Source organism: Pseudomonas sp. GM55 (assembly GCF_000282395.1).
Lineage (GTDB): Bacteria > Pseudomonadota > Gammaproteobacteria > Pseudomonadales > Pseudomonadaceae > Aquipseudomonas > Aquipseudomonas fluorescens_CC.
In genome coordinates, this window is the sequence record NZ_AKJJ01000139.1 from 13,168 (window position 1) to 36,178 (window position 23,011).

The 23,011-nt window shown below is 58.4% G+C and carries 23 protein-coding genes, 4 tRNA genes and 1 riboswitch; of the genes, 6 read left to right on the top strand and 21 right to left on the bottom strand.

Annotation, left to right across the window (positions count from 1 at the left end; all coding sequences use genetic code 11):
* Positions 1-413: 413 nt before the first annotated feature.
* From PMI31_RS30415 to PMI31_RS26655, 4 genes are all read right to left on the bottom strand, one after another.
* Positions 414-770 carry a hypothetical protein gene (locus PMI31_RS30415; RefSeq protein WP_081500358.1) on the bottom strand — a complete coding sequence of 119 codons (357 nt, stop codon included), beginning with the start codon at positions 768-770 and terminating at the stop codon, positions 414-416.
* Positions 771-819: 49 nt separating this feature from the next.
* Positions 820-1,224, bottom strand: coding sequence for a DUF6957 family protein (locus PMI31_RS26645; RefSeq protein ID WP_008022748.1), 405 nt, complete (start codon positions 1,222-1,224; stop codon positions 820-822).
* A 66-nt stretch (positions 1,225-1,290) separates the two neighbouring features.
* The gene (locus tag PMI31_RS26650) at positions 1,291-2,019 is read right to left on the bottom strand and encodes a metallophosphoesterase family protein (protein WP_008022749.1); all 729 of its coding nucleotides are present in this window, start codon (positions 2,017-2,019) and stop codon (positions 1,291-1,293) included.
* 18 nt (positions 2,020-2,037) lie between these two features.
* Entirely contained in the window at positions 2,038-2,505 is a 468-nt protein-coding gene (locus tag PMI31_RS26655; protein WP_052037670.1) for a hypothetical protein, read from the bottom strand.
* 295 nt (positions 2,506-2,800) lie between these two features.
* Between PMI31_RS26655 and PMI31_RS26660 the strand changes: the two genes are divergently transcribed.
* Positions 2,801-3,271, top strand: coding sequence for a helix-turn-helix domain-containing protein (locus tag PMI31_RS26660; RefSeq protein ID WP_008022751.1), 471 nt, complete (start codon positions 2,801-2,803; stop codon positions 3,269-3,271).
* Between the two features lie 314 nt (positions 3,272-3,585).
* On the opposite strand, the gene PMI31_RS26665 is transcribed toward PMI31_RS26660, so the two are convergent.
* Positions 3,586-3,657: transfer RNA gene (locus tag PMI31_RS26665), tRNA-Arg, on the bottom strand.
* A 498-nt stretch (positions 3,658-4,155) separates the two neighbouring features.
* Between PMI31_RS26665 and PMI31_RS30420 the strand changes: the two genes are divergently transcribed.
* Together PMI31_RS30420 and PMI31_RS26675 are read left to right on the top strand one after the other, a co-directional pair.
* A complete protein-coding gene (locus tag PMI31_RS30420) occupies positions 4,156-4,389 on the top strand; it encodes a hypothetical protein (RefSeq protein WP_008022755.1) in 234 nt (77 codons plus the stop codon).
* 21 nt (positions 4,390-4,410) lie between these two features.
* Positions 4,411-4,590 (top strand): PA3371 family protein, encoded by a 180-nt coding sequence (locus tag PMI31_RS26675; protein ID WP_008022757.1) that lies wholly within the window; start codon positions 4,411-4,413, stop codon positions 4,588-4,590.
* A gap of 155 nt (positions 4,591-4,745) precedes the next feature.
* Here the strand turns inward: PMI31_RS26675 and PMI31_RS31130 are convergent, their stop codons facing one another.
* Complete coding sequence (locus PMI31_RS31130; protein ID WP_008022758.1) at positions 4,746-4,892, bottom strand: hypothetical protein; 147 nt, start codon at positions 4,890-4,892, stop codon at positions 4,746-4,748.
* A 110-nt stretch (positions 4,893-5,002) separates the two neighbouring features.
* Between PMI31_RS31130 and PMI31_RS26680 the strand changes: the two genes are divergently transcribed.
* Entirely contained in the window at positions 5,003-5,329 is a 327-nt protein-coding gene (locus tag PMI31_RS26680; RefSeq protein ID WP_003178899.1) for an Arc family DNA-binding protein, read from the top strand.
* 224 nt (positions 5,330-5,553) lie between these two features.
* Here PMI31_RS26680 and mgtE read toward each other — a convergent pair whose 3' ends face one another.
* On the bottom strand, positions 5,554-6,996 hold the full coding sequence (gene mgtE / locus PMI31_RS26685) for a magnesium transporter (protein ID WP_008022760.1): 1,443 nt from the start codon (positions 6,994-6,996) through the stop codon (positions 5,554-5,556).
* Positions 6,997-7,317: 321 nt separating this feature from the next.
* Here mgtE and PMI31_RS26690 point away from each other — a divergent pair, with 321 nt between their 5' ends.
* Positions 7,318-7,836, top strand: coding sequence for a hypothetical protein (locus PMI31_RS26690; protein ID WP_008022761.1), 519 nt, complete (start codon positions 7,318-7,320; stop codon positions 7,834-7,836).
* 20 nt (positions 7,837-7,856) lie between these two features.
* Here PMI31_RS26690 and PMI31_RS26695 read toward each other — a convergent pair.
* From PMI31_RS26695 to ltaE, 7 genes are all read right to left on the bottom strand, one after another.
* Positions 7,857-7,933 (bottom strand) — tRNA-Arg (locus tag PMI31_RS26695).
* A gap of 72 nt (positions 7,934-8,005) precedes the next feature.
* A tRNA-Arg gene (locus tag PMI31_RS26700) sits at positions 8,006-8,082 on the bottom strand.
* 107 nt (positions 8,083-8,189) lie between these two features.
* A tRNA-Ser gene (locus tag PMI31_RS26705) sits at positions 8,190-8,280 on the bottom strand.
* Positions 8,281-8,342: 62 nt separating this feature from the next.
* Positions 8,343-8,531 carry a carbon storage regulator CsrA gene (gene csrA / locus PMI31_RS26710; RefSeq protein WP_002554426.1) on the bottom strand — a complete coding sequence of 63 codons (189 nt, stop codon included), beginning with the start codon at positions 8,529-8,531 and terminating at the stop codon, positions 8,343-8,345.
* 189 nt (positions 8,532-8,720) lie between these two features.
* A complete protein-coding gene (locus PMI31_RS26715; RefSeq protein ID WP_007971040.1) occupies positions 8,721-9,962 on the bottom strand; it encodes an aspartate kinase in 1,242 nt (413 codons plus the stop codon).
* A 91-nt stretch (positions 9,963-10,053) separates the two neighbouring features.
* Positions 10,054-12,675 carry an alanine--tRNA ligase gene (gene alaS, locus PMI31_RS26720; protein ID WP_008022763.1) on the bottom strand — a complete coding sequence of 874 codons (2,622 nt, stop codon included), beginning with the start codon at positions 12,673-12,675 and terminating at the stop codon, positions 10,054-10,056.
* A gap of 146 nt (positions 12,676-12,821) precedes the next feature.
* Positions 12,822-13,826, bottom strand: coding sequence for a low-specificity L-threonine aldolase (ltaE, locus tag PMI31_RS26725; protein ID WP_008022766.1), 1,005 nt, complete (start codon positions 13,824-13,826; stop codon positions 12,822-12,824).
* 196 nt (positions 13,827-14,022) lie between these two features.
* Positions 14,023-14,193, top strand: a riboswitch (FMN riboswitch).
* Positions 14,194-14,296: 103 nt separating this feature from the next.
* Here ltaE and PMI31_RS26730 point away from each other — a divergent pair.
* Positions 14,297-14,806, top strand: a complete 510-nt coding sequence (locus PMI31_RS26730; protein ID WP_008022768.1) for a 6,7-dimethyl-8-ribityllumazine synthase — start codon at positions 14,297-14,299, stop codon at positions 14,804-14,806.
* A 131-nt stretch (positions 14,807-14,937) separates the two neighbouring features.
* Here the strand turns inward: PMI31_RS26730 and astE are convergent, their stop codons facing one another.
* From astE to PMI31_RS26765, 7 genes are all read right to left on the bottom strand, one after another.
* Positions 14,938-15,948 carry a succinylglutamate desuccinylase gene (astE, locus tag PMI31_RS26735; RefSeq protein WP_008022770.1) on the bottom strand — a complete coding sequence of 337 codons (1,011 nt, stop codon included), beginning with the start codon at positions 15,946-15,948 and terminating at the stop codon, positions 14,938-14,940.
* Between the two features lie 12 nt (positions 15,949-15,960).
* Complete coding sequence (locus tag PMI31_RS26740; RefSeq protein WP_008022771.1) at positions 15,961-16,251, bottom strand: hypothetical protein; 291 nt, start codon at positions 16,249-16,251, stop codon at positions 15,961-15,963.
* Positions 16,252-16,312: 61 nt separating this feature from the next.
* A complete protein-coding gene (astB, locus tag PMI31_RS26745) occupies positions 16,313-17,659 on the bottom strand; it encodes an N-succinylarginine dihydrolase (RefSeq protein ID WP_008022774.1) in 1,347 nt (448 codons plus the stop codon).
* A 155-nt stretch (positions 17,660-17,814) separates the two neighbouring features.
* Entirely contained in the window at positions 17,815-19,284 is a 1,470-nt protein-coding gene (gene astD / locus PMI31_RS26750) for a succinylglutamate-semialdehyde dehydrogenase (RefSeq protein ID WP_177323583.1), read from the bottom strand.
* Positions 19,281-20,306: an arginine N-succinyltransferase gene (astA, locus tag PMI31_RS26755; RefSeq protein ID WP_008022778.1), complete on the bottom strand. Its 1,026-nt coding sequence runs from the start codon at positions 20,304-20,306 to the stop codon at positions 19,281-19,283. Before astA ends, astD begins: the two co-directional genes overlap by 4 nt.
* 84 nt (positions 20,307-20,390) lie before the next feature.
* Positions 20,391-21,410, bottom strand: a complete 1,020-nt coding sequence (gene aruF, locus PMI31_RS26760) for an arginine/ornithine succinyltransferase subunit alpha (protein ID WP_008022780.1) — start codon at positions 21,408-21,410, stop codon at positions 20,391-20,393.
* A gap of 255 nt (positions 21,411-21,665) precedes the next feature.
* Positions 21,666-22,886 carry an aspartate aminotransferase family protein gene (locus PMI31_RS26765; protein ID WP_008022782.1) on the bottom strand — a complete coding sequence of 407 codons (1,221 nt, stop codon included), beginning with the start codon at positions 22,884-22,886 and terminating at the stop codon, positions 21,666-21,668.
* Positions 22,887-23,011: the final 125 nt, after the last annotated feature.

The following is a 23,011-nucleotide window of genomic DNA, read 5'->3' on the forward strand; positions in this document are numbered from 1 at the left end:
TGAAGCGAATATCGAGGGTTTTATCTCTCGGCTCCTTGGCTGCTGCGGCCCGCAACACCAGGCCTCAGACGAATATCGGGGGTTTCACCTCCCACCTGGAGACGCGGGCGGAATCAACTGGCCGATACGAATATCGAGGGTTTTGTCTCTCAGCTCCAGGGCTGCTGCGACGCGCAACACCGGGTCTCAGACGAATATTGGGGGTTTCATCTCTCACCCGGTGGCGCGGGCGAATCTGCCTGGCTGAAACGAATATCGAGGTTTTTATCTCTCGGACGCGAGGCTGCTGTTAGCAACACAACAACCAGTTACAGGCGCTTTGGTGTGCGCGTGATAGCTGAGGAGAATCACAAGATGGAGCCGACCAAATGAAGGGCTCCGAATTGCGGTTTCGGAGCTCCTTGACTGAATACTCAGATACGCTCGCCGGTGCGCAAAAACTTAAGAAAACTCACCCGCCCAACACCCCGCAGAAAGCTACCTATGACGTAATTTCCGTCTTGTGCTTCAAGCAGCCAGAAACGCCCTTCTTTCCGTACGGTGTGAATTTTTCCTGTTCGAAGAATGGCGCCATCTGCTTTGCGGTATCCCTCGTGTTTCTCTACGTGGTCAAAAGAAACACCTGCACACATATCTTCAGCGATGAAAGCACCACTGATGAAAGCAGTAATTGGCACGCTGTATTTTCGATGGCTCGCTCGCACCAAGCGAGTCAGCTGAAAGTCACTTACATCCTTACCGTGGATCTCTACTGCAATTTCTTCAGGCATCCGGCCAAAGCTCCAAGACTATTCGAGATGTGATTTGCCGCGTCAACGCTCACCCGGCGGACATCGAAAACGCGGCAGCTAAACTTGCTTCTTTTCTTTGACCGGCTGCAAGGAGCAGGTACGCCGTATTTTTGGTTTCAAAAATACAGCCTTCGGTGAAGGATTTTCCGAAGTTACTGCGTACCCACATGCCGGGCTGGAAACGGCCTTTACTGTCTAAGACTATCTCGTGAGCGAATAGCGTCATGGGTAGCAGACCGAGGTTCGTAAGCTTTTCCTTTTCATCCGGCGTCACGGTGAGGTCGATCAAGATCCACTGCCGAACAACGCAGAATGCTTTGCCAGGGAACGCTTTTGCTGTCAACGCGATCAGGTCTTCTTGTGAGCCTTCCCAGCCAGGTACCTCTTCCCCTGTGCCGTAAAACAGCTGCGAGATTTCTTCCAACGTCACCATCAAAAACACTCCATCTCGTCGACCGCGACCATCCACGTGAGCTTGCCCATTGACCAGTCACTGGCATCAAAGCTCAATCAATAAATCAGGATTAAAACCGGTGATCTGCCCTGGGTAACCCCTAGGATTTGAAACCACATGGCATCCACATTTGGTGAAGTTTGCTGCTACGTGAGTGTGCCCATAGACCCAAAGATCAGTCTTACCCAGAAGCTCCGGCCAATCGTTGGCGTAGGCTGCGATCAGGTGTACGGGAAGATCATCCTCCACGTGATCCAACACCGGTGCGTGATGCGTAACTACAACGGTCTTGCCATCGAATGGCTTGTCCAGTTCCTGTGTGAGCCAGGCATAAGCTGCATTTGATTTAGCAATCAAGTCATCGGGACGAAGGCGGCGGTAACTCTCATCTGTTCTGATGACGGTGAAGTCGTTCATCCATTCCCAAGCGACGCGTTTCGCGGCAACGACATCTCCGGTCGACGAGTACTCCGTCCACGCCGTTGTGACCAAAAACCGGGTTTGATCAAGGATCAGAGCTTCATTTTCCAGAACGTAGACATGAGGCATCGCCGCGTCCTTCATTTTGCGCAGCGTGTTATCGATGTGGCCCCGGTAGTACTCGTGATTGCCGCACACGTAGACCACAGGGCACTGGAACACCTCATTCGCCCACTTCACGCCACGTGATTTGATATCAATGTCGCCGGCGAGAATGACTACGTCCGCGTCGATTGAGGCGGGCTCGAACGGAGCGAACTCGGCGTGCAGATCTGAATAGATTTGAAGCTTCATAGGGGGTCGCCGTGTTGGTCAGTTTTCAGCAAATTCCGGGACTGCTGAAGGTGCAGTTTTCGTATCTTCGTAGATCGTCCGAATGCCGGTGAGAGAGCCAGCATCGAGGCAATCCGAAGCGCTGCTATAAACGGCTCCGCTAGCGACCTTATGGAGCAAGACGCACTCCCCGGCTTGGTCGTATCCCATGACCAGGCTGACAAGCTTTTCCATACGGTCAGATGCGCTGCCATTCATATGAGGCGCGGTCACCACCTGTACCTCTTCAATTGTGTGATCTGGACTCCGCTGCGATAGCAGGTGAGCCAGAACAGAGCTGTCAGCTGGCATACACTTTTTAGCCCGCGATCTGCCTCCTTCACGAACGCGGAAACGGACGTGATACCAAAGCTCTTCCGAGTCACGCTCGACCATGCGCCAAGCCGTTCGGCCAGGCCCGGGGAAGCCCGGAAAACCAACCAAACAAGACTCATCTGAAATAAACATGGTGCGTTTCCTTCCCGTGCAGTGATCGACCCCAAGTCGATCCAATCGCGAACTTTCATGTCTCGGCTTTCTGTCAACTACTTCGAGATCCGATCAAAAAGCCTCTGGCAATACATGTGATATGTTCTGTGCTCAGGTCGCTATCGCCACCTGCCATCTACTAAAAAGGCTCTGAACCTATGACTGCGCGACACAGTTCTGAGGAGTCAGCAGCTCATTTTTCCAATACTACCACCAAACGTGGTTTATCGGAACATCAGCGCTATGGCTCTATCCTCACTTTTTAGGGCAGATCATGTCGCTCAAAAATGAGATAGCCGGAGCGATCAGGGCAATCCGGACGGTTCGAGGTTTCGACTACGGCGACTTGGCTGATGTCAGTGCTAAAGCAAACATCGGGAAACTGGAGCGGGGAGAGAGCAATATCACCCTTTCGAAGCTCACCGAGCTGGCAGAAGCTCTCCAGTTCGATCCAGTCGCTTTGATTGCTCTCTGCATCGCCATCCGGAACGGTGAGCCTACTGACGCAACCCTAAAGCGAGCACACGCTCAGCTGGACTCATTTAGAGCAGAGGGAGGAGAAGAGCTCTTCCGAAGCCAGTTTGTGGGCAAAGAACTGAAAAAAAGAGCCCCGGGAAAACCTGGCAATACCCAGAATGCCGATGCAGTGAGAGAGCTGAAAGCTTTAGGATTGAGTCAAACGGAGGTGGCGCAGAGGCTTGGATTGGCTAGCTCGACGGTGCATCGGTACTGGCAGAAGGACTAGCGGCGATCAAGGCAATATCGACGGCTTTAGGTCGAGGGGGCGAATTATAAATTGCAGAAGATCTGAAGCCTTATGATTTGCGCTGGCCTACAAGATCGAATGCATGTTCAGTTGAGGACTGGGGCTCGATCAAAGAAGTCAGCCATGCTGCAGTAACGTGCGCTACGGTAGCTATCAGAAAAATGTGGATCGGCTGAACGAATGCAGCAAGGAAAGCGTAGGGGCTGAAGCTTGCCAGGAGCAGGCCAGAAAAGGCCCGAGGTTGAAATCCATCCGTGAAGTGCCAATACGAAGGGAAAACCGCTGAAAGGATGTGTCCCCTGCAGGAATCGAACCTGCATCTAGCCCTTAGGAGGGGCTCGTTCTATCCGTTGAACTAAGAGGACATCACATTTACCGCTTATCTACACCTACATTCTACGCAAAATCAGTAGCTTAAAGAAGCTGTCTCAATGTGCAGTGGAATTCGGTGCTTCTACGCTGCATCCCCCAAAAATCGGCGACTTCCTAATGCGCAGTAAAATCAATGTCGGATAAGAACTGCCAACCTTCCCCTTAGGAGGGGGATGCTCTATCCAATTGAGCTACTGAGACACAAGTCGGCCGCAACGAAACGCGGCGCGATGGACGGCGTGCATGTTAACGGCCGGGCCGGCTTTTGTCATGTCGTCCGTAGGCTTTTTAAGTGTAGGCAGACGCCTCTGCCAGGCGCGGACTTGTTTACCGTGCAAATTGCATCACTGCAAAAATCCACCCTTGCAAAATGCAATATAGCGCTTTACCAAAAATAACTTAATTCATTGTTTTTAAAGGCTTTAATTGCCGATAGACTCTGGCATGCGCGCTGCTTCCACTGGTCTCACAGAGCAACCGAGGCCTGCGCCATGAACAGCGTTCTTTTACTCTCGACCGCAATCGCACTGGCAGTTTTACCGGGATTTCATTTTATTCCCGAGAGCAGCGTTACGCAGGTTGCCCAACGAATGCCGCATTACCTTCAGTTGCAGAAGGCGCCGCAACTGGCGGAATTGAGTGATCGGCACGGATTTGTCAGCCAGCAAACGAGCCAGGAAAACGTCCTGCTACCGGCGCCATCATCTGAACGTTTGGTATTTTGAATCCCCCACCAGGAGCACAGCATGTCCAGATCAGCCGCGAGTTTTTTCATCCTCGCCTTGTTGAGTGGCATTTTTCATCTGTCATTGACCCAGGACATGGTCGTCACCCTCCCCCTGATCGCCTGTGCTGTCTTCACCGGTCTGTTCGTGCTCGCGCTGATTGCCGGACGCAAGATCAAGTTTGATCCGGTACTGCGTTAATCCCGGCCAGGCAGATCCGGTGCAAGGACCTGCCATCCATCCCGAATTCTCCCCCGCCATACGACTGCCCCTAGTAAATCGGCCATTTGCCACTATTCTGTAAAGGCAAGGAGCGGGGATCGAGTCCGCTTGTTCCTCCTGTTCGAAACCTTTCGTCAGGCGGAGGCCGCATTAAGCATTACGGCCCGGTCGAACTTTTCAAACCAGTCCGCATTTCTGATAATTGGTGCTGGCAGAACGCCTTTATACAGTTCAATATTTGTCACAGAATTGACGCCAAGGATCTGGCTGGTTTGAGGCATGATGCGCGCCTCTATCAATTCAGGTTGAACATTTGGTCAGAGCGCTTGTCCTATCAGACATCCTGCGGCCAATCCCGAAAACCGCTCCCCTGAACTAACCGGTTAAATATATGCGCCCATTGAAACAGGCAATTTATTCCAGCCGTACGGCTGACAAGTTCGTCGTACGTCTGCCAGACGGAATGCGTGAACGCATTGCCGAGGTGGCTCGCAATCATCATCGCAGCATGAACTCTGAAATCATTGCGCGCCTTGAGCAGAGTCTCATTCAGGAAGGCGCACTGGGAGAAGAGTTGAGCATGCGCCTGGACAGCCCGGAGCTTTCCTTGCACGAACGGGAGCTGCTGCAGCGCTTCCGCCAACTCTCCCATCGGCAGCAGAACGCCCTGGTTTCGCTGATCGCGCATGATGCTGAAATGGCCGCCGACGCGTCCTGATTCAAGCAGAAAGCTCAAGCCAGCTTGATCGCTGGCTTTTTTTTGCCTGAAATTCAGGCTCAAAAAAACCCGCCAAAGACGTGATGGTGTAGGAGCGAGCTTGCTCGCGATGGACTCAAGAACGCCGCGTTTAGTCAGTAAACACGCGGCATCGTTAACGACCATCGCGAGCAAGCTCGCTCCTACAGCATTACGCCAAAGGCGGGTTTTCGATGTACGGGGCTTCAGAGCAGGAAGATTGTCGCCAGCCCGAGGAAGATGAAAAAGCCTCCGCTGTCGGTCATGGCCGTAATCATCACACTGGCGCCCATTGCCGGATCGCGCCCCATCTTCGCCAGGGTCATGGGGATCAAGACCCCCATCAACGCCGCCAGTAGCAAGTTGAGCGTCATCGCGGCGGTCATCACCACGCCCAATGACCAACTGCCATAGAGCAGGTAGGCAACCGCACCAATCACCCCGCCCCAGATCACGCCGTTGATCAACGCGACGGCCAATTCCTTGCGCATCAGGCGCGAGGTATTACCGGTGCTCACCTGGTCCAGCGCCATGGCCCGAACAATCATGGTGATGGTCTGGTTGCCCGAGTTACCACCGATCCCCGCCACGATCGGCATCAACGCCGCAAGCGCCACGAGCTTCTCGATCGAGCCTTCAAACAAACCGATGACCCGAGAAGCCACGAACGCGGTAATCAGGTTGATCGCCAGCCAGGCCCAACGGTTACGCAGGGATTTCCAGACCGACGCAAAAATATCTTCTTCTTCACGCAGACCCGCCATGTTGAGAACTTCGCTTTCGCTCTCTTCACGGATCAGGTCAACCATTTCATCGATGGTCAGACGACCGATCAGCTTGCCGTTCTTGTCGACCACGGGCGCGGAGATCAAGTCATAACGCTCGAATGCCTGGGCAGCATCGTAAGCGTCTTCGTCCGGGTGAAAACTCACCGGATCGCTGGCCATCACCTCGGAAACCTGTTTGTCCGGATCGTTGACCAGCAAACGCTTGATCGGCAACACGCCCTTGAGGACGCCGTCGTAATCGACCACGAAGAGTTTATCGGTATGGCCCGGCAACTCCTTGAGACGGCGCAGATAACGCAAGACCACTTCAAGGCTGACATCCTCACGGATGGTCACCATCTCGAAGTCCATCAACGCACCGACCTGTTCCTCGTCGTAGGACAGTGCCGAACGCACGCGCTCGCGTTGTTGCTGGTCGAGGGTCTCCATGAGCTCATGGACGACGTCTCGTGGCAGCTCGGAGGCCAGGTCAGCGAGTTCGTCGGCATCCATGTCCTTGGCTGCCGCCAGGAGCTCGTGATCGTCCATGTCGGCGATCAGCGATTCACGAACCGAATCGGATACTTCGAGAAGGATATCGCCGTCACGATCGGCCTTGACCAATTGCCAGAGCGTCAGACGGTCGTCCAGCGGCAAGGCTTCAAGGATGTAGGCGACGTCGGCGGAGTGCAGGTCATCGAGCTTGCGTTGCAACTCGACAAGGTTCTGCCGGTGGACCAGGTTCTCGACCCGGTCATGATGCGGGCCTTCCTGGCGGTGAGTCAGGTCTTCTACCACACGCTGGCGCTGCAGCAACTCAACCACCTGAGCCAGGCGATCCTGCAAGCTTTCCTGCGTTTTCTTTACTTCAACTTCGGACATAGGCGAACTCCACTCCCAGCAGCGGGGCACGCCGGAAGGATCAATCAGTCAATTCATGATTGGTGAAACGGGGTACTGAGTAACTACTGGGTAAGTCCATGGAGATATTCCACAAGCCCCGGCGGGGCTGACGGGCGCAATGATACACCGCCTGACGGTTTTAAACGTTAAAAAATCGTGGCTGAAACAAGCGCTTGCACAACAATCTTGAGCATCGTCCTGATCCATCAAAATGCGACGACGTATTCTGAAAAGAAAACACACCTCCGCCCGAAAATTGTAGCCGCTACCCTTGAAAAAGAACGTCATGGAGGACGCCTGATGCCATCGATTTCGCAATTCCTTTTACTGCTCAGCCTGCTCGGCCCCCTGCCCCTGGCGCTCGCCACCACCGTTCAACGCTGCGAAGCAGCCGATGGACACATCACCTTCACCACGCTGAGCTGCGCCGCGGGAGAACGTGTTTCACTTCAGGACGTCCGCGCCTTTACCCCTGGCAGCACGGTGGCACTTATGCCGCCGGCCGAACCCCGCGAAACATCAGCAATGAACATCAAAAGGAAAGAGCCAAATGTGGTCGGTCAGACGCAGGACAAGTGTGGAAACCTGATCAGCCCAAGAGAGCGCCGAGAGGCGATCATCAATCAGCGAGTGGTCGCGGGCATGAGCCAGCAAGACGTCGAAAGCGCGCTCGGCAAGCCAGACAGGATCAGTATTCGCAATTCGTCCACGACCTACCGTTACGACACCCGCAAAGGTCGCAGCGCACAGGTGGAGTTCGACGAGAGGGGATGCACGAAAGAAAAAGCCAAATCCCGGACGGCAAAAAGCCCGCTTTAAAGGCGGGCTTTTTGTTTGTATGGTGCACTCGACAGGATTCGAACCTGTGACCGCTCGGTTCGTAGCCGAGTACTCTATCCAGCTGAGCTACGAGTGCAATTTGTGTTTTTAGACCAGATCACAACTGGTTGAAGCCAAGTCATTTACATCACTGCAAACAACTCTTAAATGGTGCACTCGACAGGATTCGAACCTGTGACCGCTCGGTTCGTAGCCGAGTACTCTATCCAGCTGAGCTACGAGTGCATTTGTTGCCGCGCATTATAGGCCGTCTAATCTCTATGTCAAACACTTTTTCTAGTAATTTCAACAACTTACCGAAGAAGCCAGATTACAACGTACTAAGCAAATAATGGCGGAGAACGGGGGATTCGAACCCCCGACACCCTTTTGAGGTGTACTCCCTTAGCAGGGGAGCGCCTTCGGCCACTCGGCCAGCTCTCCGCAACACGGGGCGTATATTAACCAGCTTCTTCCCCGTTTGCAAACATAAAAAACGATAAAAATTAATGGCTTGGTTCTTCGTCCTTCTCTTTCTTGATACGCAGGTAAATTTCCTCCCGGTGAACAGCCACCTCTTTGGGAGCATTAACACCGATGCGCACTTGATTTCCTTTGACGCCGAGCACGGTCACGGTGATTTCGCCATCACCGATAATCAGGCTTTCTGCGCACCGACGAGTCAGAATCAGCATACCTTTCTCCTCACGCATTTCATTTCAGGGACCACAGTCTGCAAAAAAAAGGCACTCGACCCACAACCGGAGCGGTCGCAGCCCTACATGCCTGAGTATTGACTAGCGCGAGCAAAAGAACAGGCTCGGGGGGGCACGCCATTCAAAAAAACAAAAGGCGCGGTCAGACCGCGCCTTTTGGCAAACGCATCACTCGCCCTGACGGGCCGGTGCGTCCAGTTCGAAAGCCGTGTGCAGAGCGCGCACAGCCAGTTCCAGATACTTCTCTTCGATCACTACGGAGACTTTGATTTCCGAAGTCGAGATCATCTGGATGTTGATGCTTTCCTTGGCCAGGGATTCGAACATGCGGCTGGCGACGCCTGCGTGAGAACGCATGCCAACGCCGACGATCGATACCTTGGCGATCTTCGTGTCGCCCACGACTTCACGGGCACCCAGCTCGCCAGCGGTCTTTTCCAGCACGGCTTGCGCCGCCTGGTAGTCGTTGCGGTGCACGGTGAAGGTGAAGTCGGTGGTGTTATCGTGCGCGACGTTCTGCACGATCATGTCGACTTCGATGTTCGCGGCACTGATCGGGCCGAGAATCTTGAATGCAACGCCCGGGATGTCTGGCACGCCACGGATGGTCAGCTTGGCTTCATCGCGGTTGAAAGCGATACCGGAAATGATCGGCTGTTCCATGGTTTCCTCTTCATCAATAGTAATGAGGGTGCCCGGACCCTCCTTGAAGCTGTGCAGTACGCGCAGCGGAACGTTGTACTTGCCGGCGAACTCGACCGCGCGGATCTGCAACACCTTGGAACCGAGGCTGGCCATTTCCAGCATCTCTTCGAAGGTGATCTTGTCCAGGCGCTGAGCCACGGACACCACGCGCGGGTCGGTGGTGTAGACGCCGTCGACGTCGGTGTAGATCTGGCATTCGTCAGCCTTCAGGGCCGCTGCCAGCGCCACGCCGGTGGTGTCGGAACCGCCACGACCGAGGGTGGTGATATTGCCGTGCTCGTCGACGCCCTGGAAACCCGCGACCACTACCACACGACCCGCCTTCAGATCACCGCGAATCTTCTGGTCATCAATCTGCAGGATACGCGCTTTATTGTGTGCGCTATCCGTCAGAATCCGCACCTGGTTACCGGTGTAGGACACCGCCGGCACGCCACGCTTGATCAGTGCCATGGCCAACAGGGCAATCGTCACCTGCTCACCGGTGGAGACGATCACGTCCAGCTCGCGCGGAACCGGTTGACCGTCGCCACTGATTTGCTTGGCCAGATCGATCAGACGGTTGGTTTCGCCGCTCATTGCAGACAGCACAACCACCAGGTCATCGCCGGCATCGCGGAATTTCTTAACCTTGTCGGCGACCTGCTCGATTCTCTCGACAGTGCCGACCGAGGTGCCTCCAAATTTCTGTACGATCAAAGCCATTTCAAAGCCGCCTCTGCCCATGAAGGGCGCCCAAATAATCACTCAAACAGCGTTGCGGCCCGCCACTAGACTGCGAGCCGCAAGTACTGCCTTATAGACCCTGCTCTACAAACGGAACGGTCAGGGCCAGTGCCGCATCCAGTGCGCCAGCGTCGGTACCGCCGCCTTGCGCCATGTCTGGACGACCACCACCCTTCCCGCCCACTGCCGCAGCGGCTTGCTTCATCAAATCACCGGCTTTGAGTTGGCCAGTCAGGTCTTTGGTTACGCCTGCAACCAGAACGACCTTATCCTCATGGACACCGCCGAGCAGGATCACTGCGCGGCCGAGTTTGTTTTTCAGTTGATCGACCAGCGCCAGCAGCGCCTTGCCATCCTGACCGTCCAGACGCACGGCCAGCACTTTCACGTCCTTGACGTCCAGCGCCTGGGCCGACAGATCGTCGCCCGCGGCACTGGCGGCCTTGGCTTGCAACTGCTCGAGTTGCTTTTCCAGCAGACGGTTGCGCTCCAGCACAGCCGACAGCTTGTCGATCAGGTTATCGCGGCTGCCCCTGACCAGGCTGGCCGCTTCCTTGAGTTGTTCTTCCGCCGCATTCAAGTAGGCCAGTGCTTGCGCACCGGTGACAGCTTCGATACGACGCACACCCGATGCCACACCGCCTTCGCTGATGATTTTCAGCAGGCCGATGTCGCCGGTACGGTTGGCGTGGATACCGCCGCACAGCTCGACGGAGAAATCGCCCATGCTCAGTACGCGCACGTTGTCGCCGTACTTCTCGCCGAACAGCGCCATGGCGCCTTTCTGCTTGGCGGTTTCGATATCGGTTTCTTCGGTTTCAACTTCGGAGTTCTTGCGAATCTCGGCGTTGACGATGTCTTCCAGGGCTTTCAGCTGTTCAGGCTTGATGGCTTCGAAGTGGCTGAAGTCGAAGCGCAGGCGCTGACTGTCGACCAGCGAGCCTTTCTGCTGAACGTGATCGCCCAGCACCTGACGCAATGCGGCGTGCAGCAAGTGAGTCGCCGAGTGATTCAGCGAAGTGGCGTGACGCACTTCGGCATCAACATGAGTCTCTACCGGAGCACCTACAATCAGGCTGCCCGAATCCAGCACACCGTGGTGCAGGAACGCACCGCCGGTCTTGGTGGTGTCGCGCACGTCGAAACGCGCAGCGCCAGCCTGGAGGAAGCCGCAATCACCGATCTGACCACCGGATTCGGCATAGAACGGCGTCTGGTTCAGAACGACCACGCCCTCTTCGCCTTCATTCAGCACGTCGACCGATTGCCCGTCCTTATAGAGAGCAACGATCTTTGCCGAACCGCTGTGAGCGGTGTAACCGGTGAACTCGGTGTCCACATCGACCTTGACCAGGCTGTTGTAGTCCATGCCGAAGGAACTGGCGGAACGGGCACGGACGCGCTGGGCTTCCATCTCACGTTCAAAACCTGCTTCGTCAATGGTCAGGCTGCGCTCGCGAGCGATGTCGCCGGTGAGGTCCATCGGGAAACCGTAGGTGTCGTAGAGTTTGAACACCACGTCGCCCGGCACCACGTCGCCCTTGAGCTCGGCCAGATCCTGCTCGAGGATCTTCAGGCCCTGCTCCAGGGTCTTGGCGAATTGCTCTTCTTCGGCCTTCAGCACGCGTTCGATGTGCGCCTGCTGGGATTTCAGTTCCGGGAAGGCTTCGCCCATCTCGGCGACCAGGGCCGCGACGATCTGGTAGAAGAAGCTGCCCTTGGCGCCCAGCTTGTTACCGTGACGGCAGGCGCGACGAATGATCCGGCGCAGCACGTAGCCGCGACCTTCGTTGGACGGCAGCACGCCGTCGGCAATCAGGAATCCGCAGGAACGGATGTGGTCAGCCACGACTTTCAGGGAAGCCTGATTGTCGTTGGTGCAGCCGATGGCCTTGGCCGATGCGCTCAGCAGGCTCTGGAACAGGTCGATTTCATAGTTCGAGTGAACGTGCTGCAGCACGGCACTGATCCGCTCCAGGCCCATGCCGGTGTCGACCGACGGCGCTGGCAACGGGTGCAACACGCCATCGGCGGTGCGGTTGAACTGCATGAAGACGTTGTTCCAGATCTCGATGTAACGGTCGCCGTCTTCTTCCGGCGAGCCCGGTGGGCCGCCCCAGATGTCGGCGCCGTGATCGTAGAAAATCTCGGTGCAAGGACCGCACGGGCCGGTATCGCCCATGGTCCAGAAGTTGTCGGAGGCGTACGGCGCGCCCTTGTTGTCGCCGATGCGCACCATACGCTCGGCCGGAACCCCGATTTCCTTGGTCCAGATGTCATACGCCTCGTCATCGCTGGCGTAGACGGTGACCCAGAGCTTTTCCTTCGGCAGGTTCAGCCACTTGTCGGAAGTCAGGAAGTTCCAGGCGTAGCTGATGGCATCACGCTTGAAGTAATCGCCGAAGCTGAAGTTACCCAGCATTTCAAAGAAGGTGTGGTGACGAGCGGTATAACCGACGTTTTCCAGGTCGTTGTGCTTGCCGCCGGCGCGCACGCATTTCTGGCTGCTGACCGCGCGGGTATACGCGCGTTTTTCCTGGCCCAGGAAGCAGTCCTTGAACTGGTTCATCCCCGCGTTAGTGAACAGCAGGGTTGGGTCGTTGCCCGGAATCAAAGAGCTGGAGGCTACACGGGTGTGGCCTTGCTCTTCGAAGAAGCGAAGGAAGGCTTCACGGATTTCTGCGCTTTTCATTAGGTTCTTCCACGGAGGCTGCGGCCAAAGGCCTGTTCGAAACGTCAACAGACGAAGCGACGGCAAAGGGCCGCATTATATCGGCCCTGCGCGCGGGGTACAGCGTGTTTATACGATAGAAACGGTCAATTGGAACGCTAACGCTATCACTTGCGCGAAAAGTCGACGAATGCCGCGACGACTTGCTCGATTTGCGCACGGCTGACGTCCATGTGCGTGACCATGCGCAGACGCGCGGCGGCACTGAGCTTGATCCCGCGTTCGGCGGCAAACGCCTTGAGCGCCTCGGCCTTGTCACCCATCTGCACGTAAACCATGTTGGTCTGCACCGGTTCGACCTCGAAGCCCGCCGCACGCAGGCCTTCTGCCAGCAATCGTGCGTTGGCGTGGTCGTCGGTCAGGCGCTCTACGTTGTGATCCAGTGCATACAGGCCCGCCGCCGCCAGAATCCCGGCCTGGCGCATGCCGCCACCGACCATCTTGCGCAGGCGCCGGGCCTTGCCGATCAGCTCGGCCGAGCCGCACAACACCGAACCGACCGGTGCGCCCAGCCCTTTGGACAGGCACACCGAGACAGAATCGAAATATTGGGTGATTTCCCGGGCATCCACACCCAGCTTCACTGCCGCGTTATACAAACGTGCGCCGTCCAGATGCAACTGCAAGCCATGCTCGCGGGTAAAACTGCGCGCCCGCGCCAGGTATTCCAGCGGCAGGACTTTGCCCTGCATGGTGTTTTCCAGCGCCAGCAACCGGGTGCGAGCGAAGTGGAAGTCATCCGGCTTGATCGCCGCCGCGACGTGGGCCAGGTCCAGCGAACCATCGGCCTGCACTTCCAAGGGTTGCGGCTGGATCGAGCCAAGCACCGCTGCGCCGCCCCCTTCGTATTTATACGTGTGGGCCTGCTGGCCGACGATGTACTCGTCACCGCGCTCGCAATGGGCCATCAGCCCGAGCAGGTTGCTCATGGTGCCGGTCGGCACGAACAGTGCCGCGGCAAATCCCAGGCGCCTGGCCAGTTCGGCTTCCAGGCGGTTGACCGTCGGATCTTCGCCATACACGTCATCGCCGGTGGCGGCGTTGGCCATCGCGTCGAGCATGCCGGCGCTAGGTTGGGTGACGGTGTCGCTGCGAAGATCGATAACGCTCATGAATCTGGCCTCGGTAAGCAGGGGAAATCCCTTTCAGGAAAGAATTACTGCGGGCATGACGACGATTAATCAACCCTTGCATAGGAAAAGGACGATTAAACCAACGGAAAAGTCGATGACAATCATCCAAAAGGGGCCATGCGCATACCGCAAATATGTGATAAAAACGCTGCGCCGCCAAACATTCCGGCGGCAAAAACGTTCTCAGGGCGGGGTGCAACTCCCCACCGGCGGTAATTGCGCGCAATGCGCATAGCCCGCGAGCGCTTGGTGACAGCACGGCTTCGGCGGTGCCTGACAGCAAGGTCAGCAGACCCGGTGTGATCCCGGGGCCGACGGTCATAGTCCGGATGAAGAGAGAACGGGATTGACAGCAAAGGGCCGTCCGCCGGCATTCGTGCGAGCGTGCGTCCCCTTGAATCCCCTTCGATTCATAACGCCCTGTTTTTCACACAAACAGGAGTCAGAACATGCAACCCACCGCAATCGACAGCAAAAGCAAACACCACCACGGCGAGCGCGTCGCGTTCATCCAGGCCTGCTGGCACAAGGAAATTGTCGATCAGAGCCGTAAAGGTTTCCTCGCCGAAATGATTGCCCAGGGCTATCAGGAGTCCGACATCGACTTCTTCGAAGTCGGCGGTGCCTTTGAAATGCCCCTGCACGCCAAGTTGCTGGCCAAGACCGGACGTTATGCCGGCATCGTCGCGGCAGCCCTGGTGGTGGACGGCGGGATCTACCGTCATGAGTTCGTCGCCCAGTCGGTGGTCAGCGGCCTGATGCAGGTGCAACTGGAAACCGAAGTGCCGGTGTTCTCGGTGTCCCTGACCCCGCACCACTTCCATGCCGGCGAAGAGCACCAGAAGTTCTTCTTCGAGCATTTCGTGCATAAAGGCCAGGAAGCGGCGAAGACGTGTGCGGATACGTTGCAGAAGATCCGTGCGTTGCGCCGCACAGAACCGCGTGCCGTAGCCGTCTAAACACCGCCTCTCCCTGTAGGAGCGAGCTTGCTCGCGATGGTCGTCAACGATAACGCGGGAAGCCTGGCACCCCGCGGCGTTTTCAGATTCATCGCGAGCAAGCTCGCTCCTACAGAGGTTAAATGTCGTGCTCAGGCCAGGTTTTCGTCGGTGGTCGGCACGATCAGGATGCCGGCACGCAGGCCATTCTTCACCCTGGGGTTCGGGAAGATGATCCGGGCGCCCTCTTCCTCGATGATCCAGCGGGTATTGGCGATGTCTTCAGCCAGCAGATAACCCACATCCAACTCGGAAAAATTCTCGATGTCAGCCGGCAGGTTCAAGCGGAAGCTGTCGCTGTGCTTGATGATTTCCCGTGCCACGCTGTACAGCTGCAAACCGTCCAGTGCCGCGTCCGTCAGTTCCGGCTCGGCACCTTCGATGATCAGCTTGAGGCGCTGCTCCAGCAGCGAGACATTGACCCCGGCGTTTTGTCCGAACGGCCGCGCCTTGCCGAGCTCCAGGGTGAAAGCCTCTGCGCCGAGCTTGTCGTAGGTGTAGGCGCTGAACACGATGGACGGCTTGTTCTGCAACAACACCGCTTCCATACCAGCGGCGCGCAAGCGAGCCAGTTCCAGGCGCGAATGCTGGCGCCCCTCCTTCCAGGGGTACAACGCGAACTGCTCGATCTTCGAGCCACGGATCGCGGTATGCAGGTCGTAATGCAGACGCTGGCGATCCGGCAGGCTGAAGAAACTCGCGGCCAGGCGCTCCAGCTCACAGGCGCGCAGGGCTTCGGAACCGCTGCTTTGTTCGTGACGGCCATTGAACAGTCGATTGACGTCCTGTTCGATGAAACGCTCGCCCTTGCGAATCGCTTCGGGGTTGCCGAACAGGAACAGAATACGTGCGCGCGGCTTCAAGTCACCGCGGGCGATGTCATGCAACAGGCGATCGAGCAACTCGATCGGCGCTGTTTCGTTGCCGTGGATCCCCGCCGACAGCAGCAGGTCCAGGCCGTTGTCACGCGCTTCGGGCGGCCGGACTTCCAGCGCACCCTCGCTCAGCCAGCGCATGCGCACGCCTTCGACAGTCAGTTGAGTCTTCTCCGCCGGTTCACGGCCGGCGAGGGTCAGTTCAAGCAGTTTGCCGAGGGCGAGCATAGAGCGGTTTCCTTAGTGATCGTGGTTGCAATCCGGGCCGTGAACGTGATCCTCATCGTCGGTGAGGTCAGCCGGTTCCATCTCCAGTTGCAGACTTACCAGATTAGTCGCCAATGGGCGCAGCAGCAGGTTGGCGTATTCGGCATCGCCTTCTTCGACGTCCACGCCGATCAGCAACTGACCACGGCCATCGTGCTGGATCCACAGCTCTTTGCCTTGCCACATGACCGCGACGCGGGTGCAGGAGGTCTCCAGTTGCGTGCCGTCGGTGTCTTCAAGGATCAGCTGCAGTTTGTCGCTCATGTAATTACGCTCTCGTTTGAGATGAAGCGACGCGCTGCCATGCAGGGCAGCGCGCCGTCGATCAATTGATCTGGAATGGATAAACCGCGCCCAGTTTAAGGATTTGCGTCAGTTCATCCAGTGCCGTCCGGCACTCAAGCAGCAATTGCGGGTCCGCCAGATCGTTTTCGGTCATGCGGTCGCGGTAGTGCTTCTGGACCCATTCGGTCAGTGTGCCGTACAACGGTGCCGTCATGATAACCCCTGGATTGACGGCCGCCAGTTCGGTTTCGTTGAGTGCGACGCGCAACCGCAGGCAAGCCGGGCCACCGCCGTTCTGCATGCTTTGTTTGAGATCGAAGACTTTCACTTCGCGGATCAGGCCACCGGAGCTGGTCAAACCCTGCAAGTACTGCCAGACACGCTCGTTGCCACGGCATTCTTCCGGCACGATCAACAGCATGGAGCCGTCAGGACGTGACAGCAGTTGGCTGTTGAACAGGTAGGAACGAACCGCGTCTTCCACGGTTACCGCAGAACGCGGTACGCAGATAGACTGAAATTTCCCACCGGCTTTGGCGAGTTTGCTCTGCAATTCGGCCAGCATCTGCTCGGTCTCGAGGAAGGCATCCTCGTGATAGAACAGCACTTCACCGTTGCCGACGGCGATCACGTCGTTGTGGAACACACCCTGATCGATCACCGACGGGTTCTGCTGCGCGTAGACCACGCCGTCATCGCTCAAGCCGTGCAAACGGGCAACGGCCTGCGACGCTTCGAGGGTCTGGCGCGCCGGGTACTTCTGCGGAGCCGGGTAGCGGGTGTCGAACGCGCTGCGGCCGAACACGAAGAACTCAACGCCGGCTTCGCCGTACTCGCGGCAGAAACGCGTGTGGTTGGCCGCGCCTTCGTCACCGAACTGCGCCACGGCCGGCAAGGCGGCGTGGTGGGCGAAGTGTTTCTGGTCAGCGAACATCGCCCCCAGCACGCGGCTGGTGGTCGGATGTTCGATGCTGCGGTGATATTTGCAGTTGAGGTTGGCGGCGGTGAAATGCACACGGCCATCAGCGGTGTCAGCGCTCGGGCTGACGGTGGCGGCGTTGGCCACCCACATGCTCGAGGCCGAGCAACTGGCTACCAGCAGCGGCATCGCGTCCTTGGCGGCGCGTTCGATCACTTCAGCGTCGGTGCCGCCAAAGCCCAGGCGACGCAGTGCGGCCACATCCGGGCGCTCTTGCGGTGCCAGTACGCCCTGCTGGAAACCCATTTCCATCAGCGCTTTCATTTTTGCCAGGCCTTGCAGCGCCGCTTCCTTGGGGTTGGAAGACTGCTGGCTGTTGCTCTGGGACGCGACGTTGCCGTAGGACAGGCCGCCGTAGTTATGGGTCGGCCCCACTAGACCGTCAAAATTGACTTCATAGGATTTCATCAGCGAGGCTCCACGAATCTGTTTTTATAAATGACATCTGCAAGATCGCAGGCGACCGCTTCGCGGTCGTTCGCCAGCAAGCCGGCTCCTACGTAGGAGCTGGCTTGCCAGCGATAAGGTCCGCAGGACCTTCCAACGCATTCAATAACCGCTTATTACGAAAGCCGTACACCCGGCGTCAACGCACTTGGCAGCGTCAGGCTCGGCGTTTCCAGCGAGGCCACCGGGTACGCGCAGTAATCCGCCGCGTAATAGGCGCTGGCGCGATGGTTGCCCGAGGCGCCGACGCCGCCGAATGGCGCACTGCTTGCCGCACCGGTCAGTTGCTTGTTCCAGTTGACGATACCGGCGCGGCTTTCCAGCCAGAACTGCTGGTAGCGTGCTTCGGAGTCCGACAGCAGACCGGCGGCCAGACCGTAGGCGGTGTCGTTGGCTTCAGCGATCGCCGCCTCAAAATCAGCGTAGCGGATCACTTGCAGCAACGGGCCGAACAGCTCTTCGTCAGGACGATCGGCGACGGCGGTCACGTCCAGAATACCCGGGGTCAGCAGGGCCGATCGAGCCTGTGGCTGGGTCATTTCCAGCAGTGCCACGGCACCATTGGCCAGCAGGTGTTCCTGTGCATCCAACAGTGCTTTCGCAGCGCCAAGAGAGACCACCGAGCCCATGAACGGCGCCGGTTGCTGATCGAAGGCACCGACTTCAATCGTCGCGCTGACCGCCACCAGGCGCGCCAGCAGCGAGTCGCCCCAGGCACCCTGCGGCACCAGCAGGCGGCGGGCACAGGTGCAGCGCTGGCCGGCGGAGATGAACGCCGACTGAATAATGGTGTACACCGCGGCATCGAGGTCGGCGACCTGATCGACCACCAGTGGGTTGTTGCCGCCCATTTCCAGCGCCAGGATCTTGTCCGGACGACCGGCAAACTGCTGGTGCAGGTGATTGCCGGTACGGCTGGAACCGGTGAAGAACAGACCGTCGATGCCCGGGTTCGCCGCCAGGGCGATACCGGTTTCGCGAGCGCCCTGCAACAGGTTCAATACGCCGGCCGGCAGACCGGCCTCGATCCAGCACTTGACCGTCAGTTCGGCCACTTTCGGCGTCAGCTCGCTCGGCTTGAACAGCACGCTGTTACCCGCCAGCAATGCCGGCACGATGTGGCCGTTCGGCAAGTGGCCCGGGAAGTTGTAAGGACCAAACACCGCCACCACACCGTGGGGTTTGTGGCGCAGCACGGCGGTGGCGTCGCCCAGCGGGCCGCTCTTCTCGCCGGTACGCTCGCGGTAGCTCTGCACCGAAATGGCGATCTTGTTGACCATGCTGGTCACTTCGGTCGCCGCTTCCCACAAAGGCTTGCCGGTTTCTTCACCGATGGTGCGGGCCAATTCGTCAGCGTGATTCTTCAGCGCAGCGGCAAAGGCTTCCAGCACCGAGATACGCTCTTCCAGGGTACGTCGCGCCCAGCCCGGGAACGCCTGACGCGCCGCTTGCACAGCCGACTCGACCTGAGCGGCGGTGGCACCGACGCCAGACCACAGCACCTGTTGGGTCACCGGGTTCAGCGACTCGAAGGCTTCGCCCTGACCGGCCAGCCATTCACCTGCGATGTAAAGCGACTTCATTATTTCGACTCCCGAGCTGCGGACAACGCCACGGCGCGCACTTGATCGCCAGCGTTGAGTTGAAGACGTTTGGCGGTCAGCGGGTCGACCACCAGGGTGCCGGCGGCCAGACGTGCCGGAGCGGCAGTGATGCGGCAGTCTTCGCGCTTGCGGTTGTGAATGATGAAAGGCGTGGCGTCGTCACCCGGGGTGCCAACCGCCAGCACCAGCGCCTGGCTGTCACGCACGGCGCGGATCTTGCCGGTTTCGCATTCGATGGCCGGGCCGGCGTCGAAAATGTCGACGTAGCCCTGGTAGCTGAAACCTTCGCTCTTGAGCATGGCCAGCGCCGGCTCGGTGTCCGGGTGAACCTGACCGATGACGTTGCGCGCATCCGGCGACAGGAAGCAGGTGTACAGCGGGAATTTCGGCATCAGTTCGGCGATGAATGCCTTGTTGCCCACGCCGGTCAGGTAGTCGGCCTGGCTGAATTCCATCTTGAAGAAATGCCGGCCCAGGCTTTCCCAGAACGGCGAACGCCCGGCTTCGTCGGAAACCCCGCGCATTTCGGCGATGATCTTGTTGCCGAACAGTTGCGGGAACTCGGCGATGAACAGCATCCGCGCCTTGGACAGCATGCGGCCGTTGAGGCCGCTGCGGTAATCGGCGTGCAGGAACAGCGAGCACAGCTCGGAGTTGCCGGTCAGGTCGTTGGCCAGGAACAGCGTCGGGATTTCACGATAGATGTTCAGCTCTTGCGAAGCGCTGACCGTCAAACCGACCCGGAAGTTGTACCAGGGCTCACGCAGGCCGACGGCGCCGGCAATGGCGGAAATGCCCACCACGCGAGCGTTGTCGTCTTCGAGGACGAACAGGTAGTCCGCATCTGCCCGCCCGGCTTCGCCGCGAAAGGTCTTCTCGGCCCAGCCGACCCGATGGGCCAGCCGTTCTTCGTTGGCCGGCAAAGTAGTCAGGCCGGTGCCGGTGCTGCGGGCCAGGTCGATCAGAGCGGGTAAATCGCTGCTGCGTACGGGACGAACGATCATGCTATCTCCTCAAACGGGCCGCTTGCGCCACCCGTGAAACTTCGCTGCTTTCTAGGCAAAACTCTCTGGCGATCAGAGCAGGCGTCAAACCGCTACCAGGCGCACGCTGGCACCTTCACCGACGCCCAGGGCTTCGGCCGCTTCCAGGTCCAGGGTCACCGGTTTACCCGGCGCGTAGTCAAGCTCGAGCATGACGGCGCGGTAGTCCTGCAACTGGGCATTGGCGACCAGATACTGGCGACCGACACCTTTGACCGGCTCGCCGATCTTCACCGGCACCACACGGCTCTGGGCGATCGAACGGATCCCCGAGACACGCGCATGCAGGGTCGGGCCGCCATCGAAGATGTCGATGTAGTGATCGGTCTCGAAGCCTTCGCGCATCAGGATGTCGAAGGTGATCTGCGCCCGCGGGTGCACCTGGCCCATCGCTTCCTGCGCGGAGTCCGGCAGCAGGGGCACGTAGATCGGGTAGTGCGGCATCAGTTCGGCGAGGAACGTACGGCTCTTCAGGCCGCACAGACGCTCGGCTTCAGCGTAGTTGAGGTCGAAAAAGTTGCGGCCGATGGCGTCCCAGAATGGCGAGTCGCCGTTTTCATCGCTGTAACCGACGATCTCGGTCACCACGGAATCGGCAAAACGCTCCGGATGGCTGGCCACGAACAGCAAACGGCCACGGGAGTTGAGTTCCGACCACGGCGAACCCACCAGATCGCGCTGCACGTAGAAACTGGTCAGCAAGCTGTTGCCGGTCAGGTCGTGGCACTGGGAGAGCACGTGGATCTTGTTGTGAATCTTCAGCTCGCGGGAAGCGTGCACGAACGTTTCGTTGCGGAAGCTGTAGAACGGCTCGGAGTAACCGGCCGACGCCACGATGGCCGAGCAACCGACCAGTTTGCCGGTGGCGGTGTCTTCAAGGACGAAGAAATAGCTTTCTTCTCCGTTGAAGCTCACTTCGGCGGCGAACGAGGCTTCGCTTGCCGCGATCTTGTCGCTCAGGCGCTCAACGTCATCCGGCAAGGAAGTGACACCAATCGGACTGTCCGCAGCCAGACGCTGTACCTCGCCCAGATCAGCCATTTGCGCGGGGCGCATCACCAGCATGGTGTCACTCCTTAATCAAGAACAGGTCGACCCGATTGGCCGACGGGGAAAAAAATACCGGGGTTGCTCAACACATCGCACTCTGTAGGCGCTGGCTTGCCAGCGATGGCGGCCGTTTGATCACCGCAAGGCTCTCGGGCCTCTTCGCTGGCAAGCCAGCTCCTACAGGGGTAATGCGTCGGGCAGGCCCGGCACTGAAAAATGGTCTCGGCGCCCACCCTTGAGAATAGGCGCCGAGCGTCACGCTACCTGAATTCAGGCTTGTGTCAGTTTTGCCGCGGCACGTTCGAAACGGTCCAGGCCTTCGTCGATGTCCGCGTCTTCAACCACCAGGCTCGGCGCGAAACGCACCACGTCCGGGCCGGCTTGCAGCACCATCAGGCCTTCTTTTTCAGCGGCGTTGAAGATGTCCTTGGCCTTGCCTTTCCAGGCATCGCTCAAGACGCAACCGATCAACAGGCCCATGCCACGGACCTGGGTGAACAAGCCGTATTTTTCGCCGATCTGCTCCAGGCGCGCCTTGAACTTGTCGTGCTTGGCGTTGACGCCAGCCAGCACTTCAGGGGTGTTGATCACGTCGATCACCGCGCCTGCAACAGCACACGCCAGCGGGTTGCCGCCGTAGGTGGTGCCGTGAGTGCCGACGACCAGGTGCTTGGCCAGGTCTTCGGTGGTCAGCATGGCTGCGATCGGGAAACCGCCGCCCAGGCTCTTGGCGCTGGTCAGGATGTCCGGGATCACGCCGTAATGCTGGTAGGCAAACAGATGGCCAGTACGGCCCATGCCGGTTTGCACTTCGTCGAAGATCAGCAGCGCGTTGTGCGCGGTGCACAGTTCGCGGGCGCCTTGCAGGTACTCGAGTTCAGCCGGGATCACACCGCTTTCGCCCTGGATCGGTTCCAGTACGACAGCGCAGGTCTTGTCGGAAATGGCGGCTTTCAGGGCAGCCAGATCGTTGTACGGCACGTGGCTGATGCCGGTGATCTTCGGACCGAATCCGTCGGAGTACTTCGACTGGCCACCGACGTTCACGGTGAACAGGGTACGGCCGTGAAAGCTGTTGAGCGCGGCGATAATTTCGTACTTCTCGCTGCCGAAACGGTCGAAACCGACACGACGGGCCAGTTTGAAGGCGGCCTCGTTGGCTTCGGCGCCGGAGTTGCAGAAGAAGGCGCGGTCGGCAAAGGTGGCGTCGACCAACTTATGCGCCAGGCGCAGGGCCGGCTCGTTGGTGAATACGTTGGACACGTGCCACAGCTTGTTCGCCTGCTCGGTCAAGGCACCGACCAGCGCCGGATGCGCGTGGCCCAATACGTTAACGGCAATCCCGCCGGCGAAGTCGATCAGCTCGCGACCGGACTGGTCCCAAACGCGGGAACCGGCGCCACGCACTGGAATGAAAGCGGCAGGCGCGTAGTTGGGAACCATTACCTGGTCGAAATCGGCGCGTTCTACCGCAGCGTGATCAACGGACATCGGAGTCTCCTGAAGAGGAACACCCGCCTGAAACTGGCGAGCGATGGGGGGATTGTAAGGACAGTTTTCAGCCCGGCCTTGCCGCCAAGCGACAACTTCTTATAGCGCAAACCCCGGATTTTCCC

Bases quoted from the DNA above. Each gene is read 5' to 3' on its own strand.
- PMI31_RS26645 (WP_008022748.1), bottom strand. From the start codon at position 1,224: ATGGTGACGTTGGAAGAAATCTCGCAGCTGTTTTACGGCACAGGGGAA.
- ltaE (WP_008022766.1), bottom strand. From the start codon at position 13,826: ATGAGCGTTATCGATCTTCGCAGCGACACCGTCACCCAACCTAGCGCC.
- PMI31_RS26650 (WP_008022749.1), bottom strand. From the start codon at position 2,019: ATGAAGCTTCAAATCTATTCAGATCTGCACGCCGAGTTCGCTCCGTTC.
- PMI31_RS31130 (WP_008022758.1), bottom strand. From the start codon at position 4,892: ATGCCTCAAACCAGCCAGATCCTTGGCGTCAATTCTGTGACAAATATT.
- PMI31_RS26660 (WP_008022751.1), top strand. From the start codon at position 2,801: ATGTCGCTCAAAAATGAGATAGCCGGAGCGATCAGGGCAATCCGGACG.
- PMI31_RS26765 (WP_008022782.1), bottom strand. From the start codon at position 22,886: ATGTCCGTTGATCACGCTGCGGTAGAACGCGCCGATTTCGACCAGGTA.
- csrA (WP_002554426.1), bottom strand. From the start codon at position 8,531: ATGCTGATTCTGACTCGTCGGTGCGCAGAAAGCCTGATTATCGGTGAT.
- alaS (WP_008022763.1), bottom strand. From the start codon at position 12,675: ATGAAAAGCGCAGAAATCCGTGAAGCCTTCCTTCGCTTCTTCGAAGAG.
- PMI31_RS26655 (WP_052037670.1), bottom strand. From the start codon at position 2,505: ATGTTTATTTCAGATGAGTCTTGTTTGGTTGGTTTTCCGGGCTTCCCC.
- astB (WP_008022774.1), bottom strand. From the start codon at position 17,659: ATGAAATCCTATGAAGTCAATTTTGACGGTCTAGTGGGGCCGACCCAT.
- mgtE (WP_008022760.1), bottom strand. From the start codon at position 6,996: ATGTCCGAAGTTGAAGTAAAGAAAACGCAGGAAAGCTTGCAGGATCGC.
- PMI31_RS26690 (WP_008022761.1), top strand. From the start codon at position 7,318: ATGCCATCGATTTCGCAATTCCTTTTACTGCTCAGCCTGCTCGGCCCC.
- PMI31_RS26680 (WP_003178899.1), top strand. From the start codon at position 5,003: ATGCGCCCATTGAAACAGGCAATTTATTCCAGCCGTACGGCTGACAAG.
- PMI31_RS26730 (WP_008022768.1), top strand. From the start codon at position 14,297: ATGCAACCCACCGCAATCGACAGCAAAAGCAAACACCACCACGGCGAG.
- PMI31_RS26715 (WP_007971040.1), bottom strand. From the start codon at position 9,962: ATGGCTTTGATCGTACAGAAATTTGGAGGCACCTCGGTCGGCACTGTC.
- astA (WP_008022778.1), bottom strand. From the start codon at position 20,306: ATGATCGTTCGTCCCGTACGCAGCAGCGATTTACCCGCTCTGATCGAC.
- PMI31_RS30420 (WP_008022755.1), top strand. From the start codon at position 4,156: ATGAACAGCGTTCTTTTACTCTCGACCGCAATCGCACTGGCAGTTTTA.
- PMI31_RS26740 (WP_008022771.1), bottom strand. From the start codon at position 16,251: ATGAGCGACAAACTGCAGCTGATCCTTGAAGACACCGACGGCACGCAA.
- PMI31_RS26675 (WP_008022757.1), top strand. From the start codon at position 4,411: ATGTCCAGATCAGCCGCGAGTTTTTTCATCCTCGCCTTGTTGAGTGGC.
- PMI31_RS30415 (WP_081500358.1), bottom strand. From the start codon at position 770: ATGCCTGAAGAAATTGCAGTAGAGATCCACGGTAAGGATGTAAGTGAC.
- astE (WP_008022770.1), bottom strand. From the start codon at position 15,948: ATGCTCGCCCTCGGCAAACTGCTTGAACTGACCCTCGCCGGCCGTGAA.
- aruF (WP_008022780.1), bottom strand. From the start codon at position 21,410: ATGCTGGTGATGCGCCCCGCGCAAATGGCTGATCTGGGCGAGGTACAG.